At 73.6% G+C, this 17,507-nt stretch carries 11 protein-coding genes; 6 read left to right on the top strand and 5 right to left on the bottom strand.

Annotation, left to right across the window (positions count from 1 at the left end; all coding sequences use genetic code 11):
- Positions 1-96: 96 nt before the first annotated feature.
- Positions 97-1,581, bottom strand: coding sequence for an MFS transporter (locus tag AB852_RS31360; protein ID WP_073793594.1), 1,485 nt, complete (start codon positions 1,579-1,581; stop codon positions 97-99).
- 270 nt (positions 1,582-1,851) lie between these two features.
- On the opposite strand from AB852_RS31360, the gene dusB reads away from it, so the two are divergent.
- Complete coding sequence (dusB, locus tag AB852_RS31355; protein WP_237543272.1) at positions 1,852-2,922, top strand: tRNA dihydrouridine synthase DusB; 1,071 nt, start codon at positions 1,852-1,854, stop codon at positions 2,920-2,922.
- A gap of 231 nt (positions 2,923-3,153) precedes the next feature.
- On the opposite strand, the gene AB852_RS31350 is transcribed toward dusB, so the two are convergent.
- Both AB852_RS31350 and AB852_RS31345 read right to left on the bottom strand, forming a co-directional pair.
- The gene (locus AB852_RS31350) at positions 3,154-5,109 is read right to left on the bottom strand and encodes an amylo-alpha-1,6-glucosidase (protein WP_073793593.1); all 1,956 of its coding nucleotides are present in this window, start codon (positions 5,107-5,109) and stop codon (positions 3,154-3,156) included.
- The gene (locus AB852_RS31345) at positions 5,102-6,604 is read right to left on the bottom strand and encodes an MGH1-like glycoside hydrolase domain-containing protein (protein ID WP_245877023.1); all 1,503 of its coding nucleotides are present in this window, start codon (positions 6,602-6,604) and stop codon (positions 5,102-5,104) included. Before AB852_RS31345 ends, AB852_RS31350 begins: the two co-directional genes overlap by 8 nt.
- Before the next feature lie 414 nt (positions 6,605-7,018).
- Here AB852_RS31345 and AB852_RS31340 point away from each other — a divergent pair, with 414 nt between their 5' ends.
- Positions 7,019-8,218 (top strand): ROK family protein, encoded by a 1,200-nt coding sequence (locus tag AB852_RS31340; protein WP_073793592.1) that lies wholly within the window; start codon positions 7,019-7,021, stop codon positions 8,216-8,218.
- A 687-nt stretch (positions 8,219-8,905) separates the two neighbouring features.
- Here the strand turns inward: AB852_RS31340 and AB852_RS31335 are convergent.
- The gene (locus AB852_RS31335) at positions 8,906-9,763 is read right to left on the bottom strand and encodes an SMI1/KNR4 family protein (RefSeq protein ID WP_073793591.1); all 858 of its coding nucleotides are present in this window, start codon (positions 9,761-9,763) and stop codon (positions 8,906-8,908) included.
- A 538-nt stretch (positions 9,764-10,301) separates the two neighbouring features.
- Between AB852_RS31335 and ppdK the strand changes: the two genes are divergently transcribed.
- The 4 genes from ppdK to AB852_RS31315 all read left to right on the top strand — a co-directional run bounded on the left by ppdK (position 10,302) and on the right by AB852_RS31315 (position 16,375).
- Entirely contained in the window at positions 10,302-13,028 is a 2,727-nt protein-coding gene (gene ppdK, locus AB852_RS31330; protein ID WP_073793590.1) for a pyruvate, phosphate dikinase, read from the top strand.
- A 429-nt stretch (positions 13,029-13,457) separates the two neighbouring features.
- Positions 13,458-14,441, top strand: a complete 984-nt coding sequence (locus AB852_RS31325; RefSeq protein ID WP_073793589.1) for an ArsR/SmtB family transcription factor — start codon at positions 13,458-13,460, stop codon at positions 14,439-14,441.
- Between the two features lie 180 nt (positions 14,442-14,621).
- Positions 14,622-15,557, top strand: a complete 936-nt coding sequence (locus AB852_RS31320) for an oxidoreductase (RefSeq protein ID WP_073793588.1) — start codon at positions 14,622-14,624, stop codon at positions 15,555-15,557.
- 161 nt (positions 15,558-15,718) lie between these two features.
- Positions 15,719-16,375 (top strand): hypothetical protein, encoded by a 657-nt coding sequence (locus tag AB852_RS31315; protein WP_178391164.1) that lies wholly within the window; start codon positions 15,719-15,721, stop codon positions 16,373-16,375.
- Positions 16,376-16,798: 423 nt separating this feature from the next.
- Here the strand turns inward: AB852_RS31315 and AB852_RS31310 are convergent, their stop codons facing one another.
- Positions 16,799-17,485 carry a class F sortase gene (locus tag AB852_RS31310; RefSeq protein WP_079185057.1) on the bottom strand — a complete coding sequence of 229 codons (687 nt, stop codon included), beginning with the start codon at positions 17,483-17,485 and terminating at the stop codon, positions 16,799-16,801.
- Positions 17,486-17,507: the final 22 nt, after the last annotated feature.

The raw sequence follows: 17,507 nt of genomic DNA, 5'->3' as shown, positions 1-17,507 counted from the left end.
CGCGCCGGCGGGCCTGTCATGAGGGGAGACCTTAGGCGGGTCCGGAACTCATCGGTGTCCGGGCGGCGGGATCACGCCGACCGCCGGGTCGGCCGCTCACCCATGGCTGTTCCCGTCCCGGAGGGCGGGGGCCGGATCCGCCAGTCCGCGGGCGGTGCGGCGGGCCGTGCGTTCGGCCCAGCGGCCCGTGGTCAGCAGGCCCAGGACCAGGACGACCGTGCCGCAGCCCGCGATGATCCACCACGCGGGCCGCGCGGCGTCGACGAACTCCGCCCGGTACGCGGCGGCGCTCACCCCGGTCGCCAGCACCGAACCGATGACCGCGACCCCGAGGGTGGTGCCGGTCTGGCGGCTGGTGGAGGCGATCGCGGCGGCGACCCCGGCCTGCGCGTCGGGCATCCCGGAGACGGCGGTGTTGGTGATGGGCGCGTTGACGAAGCCGAAGCCCAGGCCGAACAGCGTGTACCCGAGGAGCAGCCCGAGGTCCGAGGTCTCGACGGCGAACGCGGCGAACAGCACGCCCGTGGTGGCGATCGCGACCCCGGCGATCACCAGCGGCGGACGCGGTCCCTTCACCCCCAGCAGCCGTCCGGACAGCGGGGAGCACAGGAACGCCATGGCGGCCATGGGCAGCATCCACAGTCCGGCGCGCAGCGCGGACAGCTCGCGCACCTCCTGGAGGTACAGGGTGCTCAGGAACAGGAAGCCGCCGAGCGCGGCGAACGCGCACACCGCGATCACGGTCGCCCCGGTGAACGGGGCGCTGCGGAAGAAGCGCGGATCGATCAGCGGCTCCGGGTGCCGCGACTCGTAGCGGACGAGGGTCACCAGCGCGGCGACGGCGACGGCGGCGCAGCCCAGGATCAGCGGGGACGTCACCCCGGCGTCCGGCGCCTCGATGATCCCGTACGTCAGCGAGCCGAGCAGCGCGATCACCAGCAGCTGTCCGACGGGGTCGGGCCGGCGGGGGCGGGGCGCCCGGGACTCGGGGACGAACCGCAGGGTGAGCAGCAGCGCGGCGATCCCGACCGGGACGTTGATCCAGAAGATCGACCGCCAGCCGACGGTGTCCACGAGCAGTCCGCCGACCAGCGGGCCCGCCGCCATCGAGATCCCGACGACCGCGCCCCAGACGCCGATGGCGCGGGCCCGCTCACGCGGGTCGGTGAAGGTGTTGGTGATGATCGACATGGCGACCGGGTTCAGCATGGAGCCGCCGACGGCCTGGATCATCCGGAAGGCGACGAGCCAGCCGAGGCCGGGGGCGAGCGAGCAGAGCAGGGAACCGGCGGAGAACACGGCCAGGCCCGCCACGAAGACCCGGCGGCGGCCGATCCGGTCGGCGGTGGAGCCCGCGAGCATCAGCAGCGAGGCGAGGACGAGGGTGTACGCGTCGATGGTCCACTGGAGGTCCGACAGATCGGCGTGGAGGTCGCGCTGGAGGGTCGGCAGGGCGACGTTCAGGATGGTGGTGTCGAGGCTGACGATCAGCAGGCTCATACAGCAGATCGCCAGCACGAGCCGGGGGTTGACCTGCGTGTTCGCCGGTGCGCCCAGCCGCTTGGGGGTCGATTCCCGCATTCATTAATAGTACGTCTAACTAACGACCTTGAGGTGAGGCGCGCCGTGCGGGACAATGGTGGGATGCCCCCGTCCCCGTCCCCGTCGATGGCCGATCCCGCGATGACTTCCGCAGCTGACTTCCCCGCCCCCGTGAGCCCACCCGCGAGCGCCGCCGTGCGTGTGCCCGCCGGTCCCCCCGGCCCCGGCCCCGCCCCGGCCGCCCTGCCGTCCGGGGGCGGGCTGGCGATCGGTCCGTACCCGGTGGTCCCGCCCGTGGTGCTCGCCCCCATGGCGGGCATCACCAACGCGCCCTTCCGCACCCTGTGCCGGGAGTTCAGCGGCGGGAAGGGGCTCTTCGTCAGCGAGATGATCACCACCCGGGCGCTGGTCGAGCGCAACGACAAGACCATGCAGCTCATCCGCTTCGACGCCAGCGAGACGCCCCGTTCCCTCCAGCTGTACGGGGTCGACCCGGCGACCGTCGGCAAGGCCGTCCGGATGATCGCGGACGAGGGGCTCGCCGATCACATCGACCTGAACTTCGGCTGCCCCGTCCCGAAGGTCACCCGCAAGGGCGGCGGCTCGGCGCTCCCGTACAAGCGGCACCTGCTGCGGGCGATCCTGCGCGAGGCCGTCACCGGCGCCGGGGACCTCCCCGTCACCATGAAGATGCGCAAGGGCATCGACGACGACCACATCACGTACCTGGACGCGGGCCGGATCGCCGTCGAGGAGGGCGTCACCGCGATCGCCCTGCACGGCAGGACCGCCGCCCAGCACTACGGCGGCACGGCCGACTGGGACGCGATCGCGCGGCTCAAGGACCATGTCCCGGAGATCCCCGTCCTCGGCAACGGCGACATCTGGTCCGCCGCCGACGCCCTGCGGATGGTCCGCGAGACCGGCTGCGACGGCGTGGTCGTCGGCCGGGGCTGCCTGGGCCGTCCCTGGCTCTTCGCCGACCTCGTCGCCGCCTTCGAGGGCACCGGCGAACCGGCCGCGCCCTCGCTGGAACGGGTGGCCGCCGTGATGGTCCGGCACGCGACCCTGCTGGGGGAGTGGCTGGGCGACGAGGCGCGGGGCGTCATCGACTTCCGCAAGCACGTCGCCTGGTACCTCAAGGGCTTCGCGGTCGGCTCCGAGATGCGCAAGCGCCTGGCGATCAGCTCGTCGCTCGCGGAACTGTCGGAGGGCCTCGCGGAGCTGGACCTCGCCCAGGACTGGCCGCTCGGCGCGGACGGCCCCCGGGGCCGCACCTCCGGCAACAACCGCGTCGTCCTCCCCGACGGCTGGCTGAAGGACCCGTACGACTGCGCGGGCGTCAGCGAGGAAGCGGAGCTGGACACCTCCGGCGGCTGAGCCCGTACGGCCGGCGCGGCTGAGCCCGGGCGGCCGGTGCGGTCGAGTCCGTACGGTCGTCGGTGGTCGGCCCCGGCCCGTCCCGTCCGGTCAGTCGCCCGTTCGGCGCGGGGCGGGTCCCGCACACCTGGGCCCGGAGCCCGGCGACTCACCCGTTCGGGGACCTCACGCCGTTGACGCGAGGGCCGCCGACCGTCCCGCCAGGGGCTCTGCGGACTGCCCCGCCGGGGCCTACAGACCGCCCCCTATGGCCGTCAGCAAGGCGAAGGGTGCCGCCGCCGAACGGGACTCCCGGACGCACGCGTGCGGGTACGGGACGGGCTCCGGGTGGGTCTCGCGGGAGTAGCCCGCCAGTACCTCCGGCAGCCGGCCGCCCCCGGCCCGCGCGGCGGCCAGCACCCCGCGCGCCACCGTCCGCGCCTCGTCGTGCAGCCCGTAGCGGGCCAGGCCCAGGGCGATCAGGGCGTTGTCGTGCGGCCACACCGAACCCCGGTGGTACGACAGCGGGTGATAGGCGGGCTGTCCGGCGGCCAGCGTCCGCACCCCCCACCCCGAGAAGAAGTCCGGCTCCAGCAGCCGCCGCCCGACCACCACCCCGTACTCCTTGTCGAGCAGCCCCGACCACAGCAGATGCCCCGCGTCGGACGCCAGCGCGTCCAGCGGACGCCCGTCGCCGTCCAGCGCCAGCGCCGGGAACGCGTGACCCGCCATCCAGAAGTCCCGCTGGAACCGGTCCCGCAGATCCGCCGCCACCCGCATCAGCAGCTCCGCGTAGTCGTCGTCGTCCCACACCGTGCGGGCCAGGAACGCGGTGCGGCGCAGCGCGTCGTACGCGTAGCCCTGGGCGCCCGCCGCGACCACCGGACCCGTCGGACGGGTCCCGTCCGCGCGGCAGATCGCGCCGGGGGAGTCCTTCCAGTTCTGGTTGGCCAGACCGCCCTCGTCCGCGTGGTAGACGAGATAGCCGTACGTGCTCAGCCCGCCGTGCTCCAGCATCCACGCCATCGCGGCCCGCGCCTGCGGCTCCAGCCGCCGGGCCAGGGAACGGTCACCGGTCGACTCCGTGTACGCGTCCAGGAGGACGAGGAACAGCGGGGTCGCGTCCACCGAACCGTAGTAACGGCCGTACGGGACCTGGTCGAAGTGCGCCAGCTCGCCGTGCCGCACCTCGTGCACGATCTTCCCCGGCTGGGCGACGGCGCCCCGGGACATCTCCCGTTCCGTCGCCTGGGTCGCCGCCAGCGCGGGCAGCGTCGCCGCCGCCAGGGCGGGCAGATGCGGCAGCAGGAACAGCGAGGTCAGCAGGGCGTCCCGGCCGAGCAGCGCCGGGAACCAGGGGATGCCCGCCGCCGGGACCCGCAGCTCCTCGCCGTCCGGACCGGCCGCCCGCACCCGCAGCACCGCCAGATCCGCGAGGCCCCGCGCGCACGCCTCCGTCAGCTCCGGCCAGCCGGTGTCCGGGACGGCCGTGCACTGGGCCGCCAGCTCCTCGCGCAGCGCGTCGAGGTCGCCCGCCGCCTGCGCCGGGGAGTCCGGCACCCGGGGCACCGAGACCTCCCCGTGCGGATGGGCGGTCACCCGCAGCCGTACCTCCGTCTCCGCGTGCGGCGCCAGCTCCAGCGCCCACACCAGCCGCCGCGCCCCGGTACCCGTCTCCTCGACGGCGTCCGGGGCGGGATCGGCCGTGATCTCCGTGCGGGAAAACCATTCGCCACGGCGGTAGCCGAACATCACCCCGCCGTCCTGGGCCTCGCGGGTGCGGACCGTACCGGTCTTCGCGTACGTCCGGTGGTCCCGGCGCAGCTCGAACGGGTCGGTGAAGTCGGCGTCCACCGTCAGCCCCAGCCGTACCGTCGTCGGCACCGAACGGTTGCTCACCACCCGCAGCGACTCCACGAGCCCGTGCTCGCCGATGCCCTGCTCCCGGATGACCGTGCAGGACGGCGGCTCCTGACGGCCGCCGCGCGGCACCAGGACGCAGCGCGCCGTGTCCCCGGGACCCACCGGGGACAGCGTGTCCGGGACGGCGCCGTCCACGGTGAGCTGCCAGCGGCTCAGATGACGGGCGTCCCGGACGAACAGCCCGTCCGGTGAATCGCCGCCCGTCCGTACCCCGGTGATGTCCCCGCCGGAGCCGACGGCGGCGAAGGTCCCGCCGTGCACCAGCACATGACGCCGCTCACTCATCGTCGGCCTCCCACTTCGATTCCCTCGCCCCGCGCCCGTCGTCCGTGCCGCCCGCGCTGTCCGCGCCGTTCATCCTGCCCGCGCTGTCCATGTTGTCCGTACTCGTCGCGCTCGTCGTGCTCGTCCTGCCTGTTGTACCCGTGTGGCCCGGGCCGTTCGCGCACGTTGCCGGGTCCTTGACGTCCGGTGAGGTGCCGGTGACGGCCAGGTCCAGGGCCAGCGCCGCCGTCCACGAGAAGTCCCGGGCACCGCGCGCCTCACCGGAACGGGGGTCCACGTACTCCGCGAACCCGGACTCGCCGGCCGTCGTCAGCAGCGCGGAACGCAGCGCGTCGGCCGCCGTGCGCTCGCCGTGCAGCCGCAGCCCGCGCTCCAGCAGCCAGTTGACGTTGAACCACGCCGGACCCCGCCAGTAGCGGCGCGGATCGAACGCGGCGCCCGTCAGGTCGTAGCTCGGGACCAGCCGGGCGGCGCCGCCCAGGCCGAAGTGCGGTCCCCGCAGCGTGCGCAGCAGCGCGCCCACCACCGGGCGCGGCAGCGCGGGCAGCACCAGCGGCACCAGGCCCGCCGCCCCGCGCTCCGGGACGAGAGCGTCCGTGCGCAGGTCCCGGCACAGGAACATCTCCCGCTCCGGGTCCCACAGCCGCCGCACCAGCGCGGCGGTCAGCCGCTCGGCGCGCGCCTCCCGGGCGGACCCGTCGCCGCGCAGTTCGGCGGTGATCCGGGCGAGCGCGTGCTCGGACAGGATCAGCAGCGCGTTGAACGCCGGGTCCTCCACGGCGAACTCCCCGAACACCGCCGGGGAGTCGGCGTACCCGCCGTCCCGGTAGCCGGTGGCCAGCCGTACGTAGCGCCGGTAGTCCAGATCCGTCGGCCGGTCCCCGGCCGCGCCGTGGGCCAGGTCCGCCCGGTGGAACGAGTCCGGCGGCGCGGGCTCCACCCGGGCCAGCGGGGCGTCCCAGCACGGGCTGTTGTCCATCCCCTGCTCCCAGGGGTGCACCACGGCGGCCAGCCCGCCGCCGCCCGCGTCCCGGCGGCCCAGCAGATAGCGGTGCCACGCCGCGAGCCCCGGCCGCAGCCGCGCCAGGAAGCCCCGCGCGCGGGACAGCGCCGGGTCCGCGAGGTGCGTCAGCCACACGGCCAGCGCGTGCACCGGGGGCTGCACCAGGCCCGAGGTCGCCACCGCGCGCGGGGCGCCCGCCGCCCGGCCCGCGCTCCCCGACCGCCAGAAGTCCGGGCCCGGGAAGTACGCGCCGGACGGGACCCCGGGGTTGAACACGATGTGCGGCACCCGGCCGTCCGCCCACTGGGCGCGCATCAGCGTCTCCAGCTCGGTCTGGGCCCGCAGCGGCGACACATGACGCAGCCCGATCGCGACGAACGCGGAGTCCCAGGACCACTGGTGCGGGTACAGCGCGCGGGACGGCACGGTCGACGTGCCCGTCCAGTTGGCGTCGAGGACCCGCGCGGCACGCTCGGCGAGGCTCCCCGGCACCGGGGGACCGGCCTCGGGGGAACCGGCCGCGGGGGAACCGGGGGGCGCGGGACCGGGCGGCGGGGCGGACGGTGGATGCTGGGTGGTGCGGTACACGCGGGTCTCCCCGGGCCGTGGTTTCGGGGACGGGTCGTGGGCGTGAGGGTGGGTGCGGCGTCGAGCGTGAGCTTGGGGCGCGGGTGCGGCTGAGGGCGTGGCGTCGGGCGTGAACCTGGGTGCGGGTGCGGGTGCGGGTGCGGGGGCGGTGGGCGTGAGCCGGGGTGCGGGGGTGTGCGTGGCGGGGGCTGTGACCGTGACCGTGGGTGCGGCTGGGTGGCGGTGCGTCAGTTCCGCTGTGCGCGCCGCCGGGTTATGTCTGTTCGGTACGCAGAACTCAATATGTAACGTGCGATCGGTCGACGCAAGGGGGTACGCATGGGCGGGCAGCGGACGACATCGGGGGACCTGCTCCAGTTGGTGCGCAGCGGACGGGCCACCACCCGTGGGGCGCTCCAGGAGGCCACCGGGCTGTCGCGGGCGACCGTGGGACTGCGGCTCGACCGGCTCTTCCGGGCGGGCTGGCTGCGGGAGGGCGTGGCCGGACCGGTCGGCTCACCCCTCGGCGGACGCCCCTCGGCGCGGCTGGAGTTCGACACCGTCCACGCGGTGGTGCTCGCCGCCGACCTCGGCACCCGGCACGCCCGCGCCGCCGTCCTCACCCTCGACGGGACACCGCTCGCCGAACACACCCGGCCGCTGCGGGTCGAGGACGGCCCCGAGTCCGTGCTCGGCGAACTCGGCGGCTGGTTCGCCGGGTTGCTGGACCGCGCGGGCCGGGACCCCGCGCGGGTGTGCGGGATAGGGCTCGCCGTCCCCGGGCCCGTCGACACCTCGACCGGGCGGGTCGTCCAGCCGCCGATCATGCCCGGCTGGGACGGCCACGACATCCGGGGACGGCTGTGCCACGCCTTCACCGCCCGGACGGGCACCGGGGACGTACCCGTCCTGGTCGACAACGACGCCAACCTCATGGCGTACGGGGAACAGCGCGCGTCCTTCCCCGGATGCTCCGCGTTCGCGCTGGTCAAGGTGTCGACCGGGATCGGGGCCGGGGTGATAGTGGACGGGTCGGTGTACCGGGGGATCGACGGCGGGGCCGGGGACATCGGGCACGTCCGGGTACCGGCCGGCGCGGACGCGCTCTGCAAGTGCGGGTCCTACGGCTGTCTCGCGGCGGTCGCCAGCGGGCGGGCGCTGGCGCGGCGGCTCACGGACCTCGGGGTGCCCGCCGCGTCCGGGTCGGACGTGGGGGCGCTGCTCGCCGCGGGGCATCCCGAGGCGGTGCGGCTGGCCCGGGAGGCCGGGCGGGCGGTCGGGGAGGTACTGGCGACGGTGGTCACCCTGCTGAACCCCGGGGTGCTGATGATCGCCGGTGACCTCGCGGGGACGGCGTTCCTCACGGGCGTACGGGAGTTGCTCTACCAGCGGGCGCTGCCGCGGTCCACCGCCCGGCTGGAGGTGGTCACGGCGCGGCTCGGGGAGCGGGCGGGGCTGGTGGGGGCGGGGGCGATGGTGGTGGAGGAGTTGTACGGGGCGGAGCGGGTGGAGGAGCGGTTGTCCGCGCTGGGCGTGTAGGGGGTGGGTTTCTCTCCCGCCCACCCACCCCTCGGCTCCCGCCCGGCGCCGGCGGGCCCGGGTTCGTCCGGGTGGGCGTACTTGTTCCTGTGCGGGTCGCCTTCGCTCGCGCTTCCTAGGTCTGTCCGGGTGGGCGCACTTGTTCCTGTGCCGTCGCTCGGTGGGTGCGCAGTTCCCCGCGCCCCTGAGGTGCTGCCCTTGACCGTTGCCCTTCGGGTGCGGGTCCGCCCTCGTTCTTGCGCGGTTCCCCGCGCCCCTGGGTCTTCTGTGCCGGGCGTACTTCGTTCCTGTGCCGTCGTTCGTGGGTTTCGCGCAGTTCCCCGCGCCCCTGGATGCTGCCCCGGTTCGGTGTTCTTCGGATGCGGGTCTGCCCTCGTCTTTTGCGCAGTTCCCCGCGCCCCTAGGGGGGCGCTGCCTGGCTGGTGCTGTTCTTCGGGTGCGGGTCGCCCTCGTTCCTGCGCAGTTCCCCGCGCCCCTTTGGGGCGCGTCCGGCCGGTTTTTCGGGTCGGTGCCGGTCGGGATTCTCCGTCCTCGCTCCAACGCGCTCGGTACGGACGTTCAGTGGCCGCACTGATGGCGTCGGAGTCTGCGGGCAGAGATTCCCGCCCACCCCCTCCCGTAGCCGGGCGAGTGCGCGAGGAGGGGCGTTCCGCACCTGAAGGGCGGCATCGGGGGCGCCTCCGGTGATCAGGAAAGGTCGTCCGGGGAGCTGCATGCCTGGAACCAGTGGGCGCGGATGGCGGCCGGGTGGGAGGAGGGGTGGCGTGGGCCGGCGAGCTGGCGGTGGAGGAACTCCGTCGCGGTGCAGTCGAACCGGGTTCCGGGGTCGGGGCCGACATCCGTGACGTACACGGTCCACCGGTCGGGGTCGGGGTCTTCGGTGACCCAGTAGAACGACTGCTCGTGCTCGTTGCCCGCCCAGGTGAGTATTCCGCCGGATGCAGGGAAGGGCGGGTGTGGCTCCCAGGGGTCCTGGCCGAGCTTCTTGTTGGTCTCGGCGTACGAGATGACCTCCTCGGGCATCAGGATCTGGAAGAAGCCGTCGAACTGGCCGCGGCCGAAGACCTCGACGAGACGCTTGTAGTCGCTGGGCAGGCGGTTTCCCAGCCGGGACTCGACCGACGCCCAGTCGACCTCGTAGGCCCTCGGGATCCAGCCGGTGAGGGTGACCAGCCGGTCCGGCCAGGGCTCGTCGGCGGACGTCCCGCCGGGGGCCGGTACAGGCCGGTGGGCGACGACCAGGAGGAGCCGGGCGGGGTCGGTGGCCTGCGCGTCGCCCAGCGCGACCCATCGTCCACCGGACGGCCAGGCATACCTCCAGCCGCCTGGTGCGACGGCGGGCAGCGACGGCGGCAGCTCGCTGTCCTCGGTGAGCGGCTCCCCGTACCAGTTGGCGAGTTGCTCCACGAGGTCGTCCAGCGGCGTCCCTTCCGGGACGGGTACGCACACATGCCCTGCCGGATGTGCCGACTCGCCGCATATCAGCTCGGTGGAGTCCGGCCACGTGAGGTTGCCCACCGACCACAGCAGTTGTCGTAGGTCCATGACGGCAGCCAACCACCCCCCACTGACATCGTCCCGGAGTTCCACGGCCTCGCGGACGCGCGGCGGAGCCGGTGCGAGACCACTTGGCATGCCGTACGGCACCCGATACCCCGGCACCGGACCCGCCCGGCACCGGGAATCCCCGCGCACGAGGACTGTCCGGATCGTGGGATTCGGCGGGGCGGTCGGGGCGTGATTCGCGCCACCTTTGAGGGTGGTGCCGCTCTGATGAGCGATCGATCAGCGGATGCACTTCTCCAAGGGGTGGCACTGAGTGTCACCCCGTTCTTTTTTACTGCCCGAAATCAAATGTAGGGGAATCCGCTCAGGTGAGCGGAGTGGGTCATGTTCCGGTGTGCTTGGGTTCAAGAGGTGAACGCATCAGGGGTGCGGGTGTCACTCCGCTGCCGGTTTCGATCTGCTGGCGGACGAGTGGTTGCGGTCGTACGACAGGCAGGTGGACGTACCCATAAGCCTTTGATCTGGGTATGTTCCTCGCCGTCAGGGCAGCCAGCCGATCCTTGAGGAGTCGAGTCCCATGTCGAAGAACAAAGGTCCTCAGGTAGTGAAGTTCGTTTATGACTTCACCGAGGGAAACAAGGACCTCAAGGATCTGCTCGGCGGGAAGGGTGCGAACCTCGCCGAGATGACCAACCTCGGGCTGCCCGTGCCGCCCGGTTTCACCATCACGACCGACGCCTGCAAGGTCTACCTGGACAGCGGCGAGGAACCCGCGGCACTCCGTGACGAGGTATCCGCTCATCTGGAAACCCTCGAACAGCGCATGGGCAAGCGGCTCGGCCAGCACGACGACCCGCTGCTGGTGTCGGTGCGCTCCGGCGCCAAGTTCTCCATGCCCGGCATGATGGACACCGTCCTCAACATCGGACTGTCCGACGCCTCCGTCGAAGGGCTCGCCCGGCAGGCCGGCGACGAGCGCTTCGCCTGGGACTCCTACCGCCGCCTCATCCAGATGTTCGGCAAGACCGTCCTCGGGGTCGACGGCGAACTCTTCGAGGACGCCCTGGAGGAGGCCAAGGCCGCCAAGGGCGTCACCGTCGACACCGACCTGGACGCCGCCGACCTGAAGAAGCTCGTCAAGGGGTTCAAGAAGACCGTCCGGACCGAGGCCGGACGGGACTTCCCCCAGGACCCCCGCGAACAGATGGACCTCGCCGTCAAGGCCGTCTTCGAATCGTGGAACGGCGACCGGGCCAAGCTCTACCGTCGCCAGGAACGCATCCCCCACGACCTCGGCACCGCCGTCAACATCTGCTCCATGGTCTTCGGCAACCTCGGGCCCGACTCCGGCACCGGCGTCGCCTTCACCCGGGACCCCGCCAGCGGCCAGCAGGGCGTCTACGGCGACTACCTCAGCAACGCCCAGGGCGAGGACGTCGTCGCCGGCATCCGCAACACCGTGGCGCTCGCCGATCTCGAACAGCTCGACAAGGTGTCGTACGACCAGCTGATGCAGATCATGGAGACGCTGGAGAACCACTACAAGGACCTCTGCGACATCGAGTTCACCATCGAGCGCGGACAGCTGTGGATGCTCCAGACCCGGGTCGGCAAGCGGACCGCCGGCGCCGCCTTCCGGATCGCCACCCAGCTCGTCGACCAGGGCCTCATCGACGAGGCCGAGGCCCTCCAGCGGGTCACCGGGGCCCAGCTCGCGCAGCTGATGTTCCCCAAGTTCGACGAGGACGCCAAGGTCGACAAGATCGGCCGCGGCATCGCCGCCTCACCGGGCGCCGCCGTCGGCAAGGCCGTCTTCGACTCGTACACCGCCATCAAATGGTCCCGGTCCGGCGAGAAGGTCATCCTCATCCGCCGGGAGACCAACCCCGACGACCTGGACGGCATGATCGCCGCCGAGGGCATCCTCACCTCCCGCGGCGGCAAGACCTCGCACGCCGCCGTCGTCGCCCGCGGCATGGGCAAGACCTGTGTGTGCGGCGCCGAGGAACTGGAGGTCGACACCAAGCGGCGGCGGATGACCGCGCCCGGCGGGATCGTGATCGAGGAGGGCGACGTCGTCTCCATCGACGGGTCCACCGGCAAGGTGTACCTCGGTGAGGTGCCCGTCGTCCCGTCGCCCGTCGTGGAGTACTTCGAGGGACGGATGCACGCGGGCGCCGACGACGCCGACGAACTCGTCGCCGCCGTGCACCGCGTCATGGCCTACGCCGACCGCGTCCGGCGGCTGCGGGTCCGCGCCAACGCCGACAACGCCGAGGACGCGCTGCGCGCCCGCCGCTTCGGCGCCCAGGGCATCGGACTGTGCCGCACCGAGCACATGTTCCTCGGTGAGCGCCGCGAGTACGTCGAGCGGCTGATCCTCGCCGACACCGACGAGGAGCGCGAGCAGGCCCTCGACCGGCTGCTGCCGCTCCAGAAGCGCGACTTCGTGGAACTGTTCGAGGCCATGGACGGACTGCCCGTCACCGTCCGGCTCCTCGACCCGCCGCTGCACGAGTTCCTGCCCGACATCACGGAACTCTCCGTACGTGTCGCGCTCGCCGAGTCCCGCAAGGACGCCAACGAGAACGATCTGCGTCTCCTCCAGGCCGTCCACCGCCTCCATGAGCAGAACCCGATGCTGGGACTGCGCGGGGTCCGCCTCGGGCTCGTCATCCCCGGTCTGTTCGCCATGCAGGTACGGGCCATCGCGGAGGCCGCCGCCGAACGCCGCGACGCCAAGGGCGACCCGCGCGCCGAGATCATGATCCCGCTGGTGGGCACCGTCCAGGAACTGGAGATCGTCCGCGACGAGGCCGAACAGGTCATCGACGAGGTGCAGCGCGCCGCCGGGCTCGACCTCAAGCTCTCGCTCGGCACCATGATCGAGCTGCCGCGCGCCGCGCTCACCGCCGGACAGATCGCCGAGGCCGCCGAGTTCTTCTCGTTCGGCACCAACGACCTCACCCAGACCGTGTGGGGCTTCTCCCGCGACGACGTGGAGGCCAGCTTCTTCACCGCGTACCTGGAGAAGGGCATCTTCGGGGTGTCCCCGTTCGAGACCATCGACAAGGACGGCGTCGGCGCGCTCGTCCGGGCCGCGGCGGAGGCCGGCCGGGCCACCCGCCCCGACCTCAAGCTCGGTGTCTGCGGCGAGCACGGCGGCGACCCCGAGTCCGTCCACTTCTTCCACGAGGTGGGACTGGACTACGTCTCCTGCTCCCCGTTCCGCATCCCGGTCGCCCGGCTGGAGGCCGGCCGGGCCGCCAGCGCGGGCCAGTCGAAGGGCAGCGACCACCGCTGACCCGGGTGGGCGGGGCGCCCGTCCGGTGAGGTACGGCCCCCGTCCCTGCACGTCGTTTGTCTCCTGCACGGCCACCGGTACGCGTGTTCCGGTGGCCCCGCGGAACCCGAGCCCGTGACCGCCGCCGGTCCCTCACCCTCGCCGACGCGGCGGCGGCACCGGGCGTCCGGGAGAAAAAGGGGCGGCACCCCTGTGCGGGGGTGCCTCCTCTTCGGCGTTCGTCCGGCGCCCGCACGGGAACGCGCGGCGCCTTGGGGAGGAGTCGCATCCCCCGGGTCTCCTCCGGGAACCTGAATCCGTTCCGACGGGGACAGTGGTCCCCGTTCCGCCCCGGGCGCCGGACTGGCACCATGCTGAAGGCGCGTGGACCCCTCCCGCGAGCCCTTTCGGCACAGGCCGAAAAGCAGAGGTCAGGGGATCGGGGACACGGTGCTGCGCATCCACTTCACGCGGGACGACCTCGCGCGGGTCCGGGTCGTCGAACGCCCCCACCCGCTGTGGGAGACCGTGCTCAGCGTGCACCGGCTCCGGGACCGCTGGTCACCCACCGCCCTCGACACCTGGCGGGGCGCCGCCCGCCGTCGGCTGATGGCCGACCCGGTCCGCGGCCGGGACGCGTTCTCCCTGCTCGGGACGCTCATACCGCGCCGCGGCAACTTCCCCGACTTCCTCACCCCCACCGCCCTCATGGACAGCCCGGGCGACGACCTCGGCGGCGGACTCGACCAGATCCTCGCCACCCCCCGCACCCTGCTGCGCCGCGACATCGGCATGCTCCCCGACCCGCCCCGCCGCCTCACCGCCCTGAGCGACGGGGACCGCGACGCCCTGCGGCGGCTCGACTGCGCGCTGCGGACGTACCACGCCGCCGCCGTCGCCCCCCACTGGGCCGCCGTCCGCGCCGCCGTCGAGGCCGACCGGGCCCGCTCCGGGCGGGACCTGCTCGACGGCGGCACCGAAGGGCTGCTCGCCGGACTGCGGCCCGTGCTGCGCTGGGAACCGCCCGTCCTCACCGCCGACTACCCGGTCGCGCACGACCTCCATCTGGGCGGCCGAGGCCTGGTGCTCGTCCCGTCCTACTTCTGCAGCCGCCGCCCCGTCACCCTCATCGACCCCGAACTCCCGCCGGTCGTCGTCTACCCGGCACGCACCGTCACCGCCACCCGCACCCTGTACGAGGGACGGCACGCCCTGGAACGGCTGCTCGGCCGCACCCGGTCCGGGGTCCTCGCCGCCATCGGCGCGGGCTGCACCACCGGGGAGCTGGCGCTGCGCGCCGGGATCTCCCCGGCGTCCGCGAGCCAGCACGCCACGATCCTGCGCGAGGCGGGACTGGTCACCACGGTCCGGGCCGGCCCCAGCGTGCTGCACACCGTGACCGGCCTCGGGATCTCCCTGCTGCGGGGCGCCTGAGCACCCGGGGGGCGCCCCGGGAGCCCGCGCGCCGGGCGTGCGGGCTCCGCGCCCGGGAGCGCGGCCGAACCCGGCCGCGTACGCCGTGCCCATGGGCTTGCGGGAGCGTGACCCGCCGCGCCGGTGGACCATGAAAGGGTGCGGGGACGACGCGCCGACACCTCGCGAGGAGCATGCGCCATGAGCCGCTGGAGCGAGTACGACATCCCCGACCAGAGCGGCCGGACGGCCGTGGTCACCGGAGCCAACAGCGGGATCGGTTACTGCGCCGCCCGCGCGCTCGCCCGCCGGGGCGCCCGGGTCGTCCTCGCCTGCCGCAGCGAGGAGCGCGGCACCGCGGCCCGGGACCGGGTGCTCGCCGAAGTGCCAGGCGCGGAGGCGGAGTTCGCCCCCCTGGACCTCGGTTCGCTGGCCTCCGTGCGGCAGTTCGCACGGACCTGGGCACGCGACCACGACCGGCTCGACCTGCTCATCAACAACGCCGGGGTGATGGCACTGCCGCACCGCCTCACCTCCGACGGTTTCGAGACGCAGTTCGGGGTCAACCATCTCGGGCACTTCGCCCTCACCGGGGAACTCCTGCCCACCCTCCTCGCCACGCCCGGCGCGCGGATCGTCAGTGTGTCCAGCGGGGTGCACGCGCTGTCCAACATCGACATCCACGACCTCAACAGCGAACGCGGATACCGCCGCTGGATCGCCTACGCGCGCTCCAAGACCGCCAACCTCCTCTTCGTCCACGAGCTGGCCGCGAGGCTCGCCGCGGCCGGTGCCGACACGGTCGCCGCGGCGGCGCACCCGGGGTACGCCCGCACCAACCTCCAGACGGCCGGGGTCCGGATGGAGGGCCGCAGGACCGCCGAACGCGTCATCGAGCTGGGCAACCGGATCATCGCCCAGGGCCCCGAGGCCGGCGCCCTGCCCACCCTGTACGCGGCCACCGCCCCCGGCGTCGCCCCGGACTCCTTCACCGGCCCCCGGTTCCTCGGCTGGCGCGGCGCCCCCGCCCCGTCCTGGCGCGCGAGCTGGACCACCGACGACCGGGTCTCCACCCGGCTGTGGGCGGCCTCCGAGGCCCTGACCGGTGTCACGTACGGGGAGCTGGACACGCTCTGAGCCGGACGGCCCCCGGCCCGCCGGCCGCCCGCCGCCTCCGGTCGTCCGGAAGCCGTGACCCGGACATGGATACGTCATGAACTCGCCAAGGGATGGCGCCCCCGGGTCAGCGAAGCGTCAATCCCGCTGACGTGGGCTGTCCGTCGTTCTACGGTGCCCGCATGGGATGTGAAGGGACACGGTACGAGGGCGGCGACCGGGGCGAGGACGACGACGAGGAGGACGACGCGGACCGGCGGCCGGACGGACGCCGGGAACCGGTGTGGGTCACGGTCGGGCAGCGCGGCCCGGCGGCCCGGCACGGCCCGTTCACGGCCCCCGGGGTCGCCGCGGACCGGCGCTGGGCCACGGACCGCAGGGACGCGGTGTACTGCGCGTCGACCCTGCTCGGTCTGATCGGCCTGGTCGACATCGCGAACGGCACGCTGACCGCCGTCCGGGGGCTGCTGTGGCTCACGCTGGCGCTGCTGCTGTACGCGGTGCTGTACCCGCCGCTGGTCACGGCGGGGCCCGGATGGCTCGCCGTCCGGGGGCTGTGGCGCACCCGGCAGGTCGCGACGGACCTGCTCGTCGCCGCGCGGCACAGCGACGGGGTCCAGCCGAGGCTCGTGCTGCGGGACGCGCTGGGGAACCGGGTCGAGGTCGACCCGAAGGTCCTGACGGGCAATCCGCTGCTGTGGCACCGGCTCGACACGGGGGCGCGCCACGCGCGGGCGTCCGGACTGCTGCGCACCGGGACGGGGGTGCTCCAGCGGATCGGGGAGCGGATCGACGCGGAGGAGGGCCGGGGGGTGTTCGAGGCGTCCGACCTGTCGTGACCCCGCTGTTCCTCGCCGGGGGCCGTGGTCCCACCCGTGGGGCGGCTGTCCCTGTCCGGGTTCCGGCCCGCCTCGCGCGGTTCCCCGCGCCCCTTCGGGGGCACCGGGCCCGCAGGCGAACGCGGACAGTGGACGGGCCCCAAAGGGGCGCGGGGAACTGCGCACCCCACGAGCGACCCGCACAGGGACAAGTGCGCCCAGGGACGAGTGCCCAGGGGCGCGGGGAACTGCGCACCACGGACCACCCGCACCCGACGGGTACCGCAAGAGGCGCCGACCCAGGGGCGCGGGGAACTGCGCGAAGGCGGCGGGGAGCCGGACGGGGACAGCCGCCCCACGGGTGGGAACCCAGGGCCGCGGGACACCGTCCCGGCTGCCCGAGGCGACCACGACGCACCCCGTGGGGGCACAACTCGTGGGGGGCTATTTCGTCGAGGTGAGGTGGGCGAAGACGACGACGTTGCCCTTGTAGCCCGTCCGCTCGGAGTAGGGCCCACCGCAGGTGATGACCCGCAGCTCGGCCCGCCCCGCGGCCCCGTACACCTTCTCGTCGGGGAAGTCCTCGTTGTCGTACACCTCGACCGCGTCGACCGTGAACACCGCCACCGACCCGTCCCGCCGGGCCACCTCCACCGTCCGCCCCCGGACCAGCGCCCCGAGGCGGTAGAACACCGCGGGTCCCTCCGCGTTGTCGACGTGCCCCGCCACGACCGCCGTACCCCGCTCACCGGGTGTCGTCCCCGCCTCGTACCACCCCGCGAGGTTCTTCCGCTGGGGCGGCGGCACGTCCAGACTGCCCTGCGGGGTCAGCCCCAGCCCCGTCAGCGGCGCGTCGACCCCGATCGCCGGGACCCGGATACGGTCCGGCGGCGACGGGGCCATGGGCGCCGCGCCCGACCCCCGCCCCCCGGTACCGCCCACGGCCTGCGCGGCCTGCGCGGCGGACGGCTGCGGCGGCGGATGCGACGTGGAGCCGTTGCGCAGCAGGAACGCCCCCGCGCACAGGGCGAGCACGGTGATCCCCGCTATCACCCCGTCCCCCGGGCCCCGCCCGGGACGGAACGGCCTCCGGCCGGGGGCGGCGGGGTCGTCGTGGCCGGGCTTGCGCATGAGGTCCCCCTCGGGTCGCTTG

Origin of the sequence: Streptomyces uncialis, assembly GCF_001905345.1 — a bacterium.
GTDB lineage: Bacteria > Actinomycetota > Actinomycetes > Streptomycetales > Streptomycetaceae > Streptomyces > Streptomyces uncialis.
Note: the sequence above shows the minus strand (reverse complement) of the source record. Positions and strands in the feature narration are given on the sequence as shown.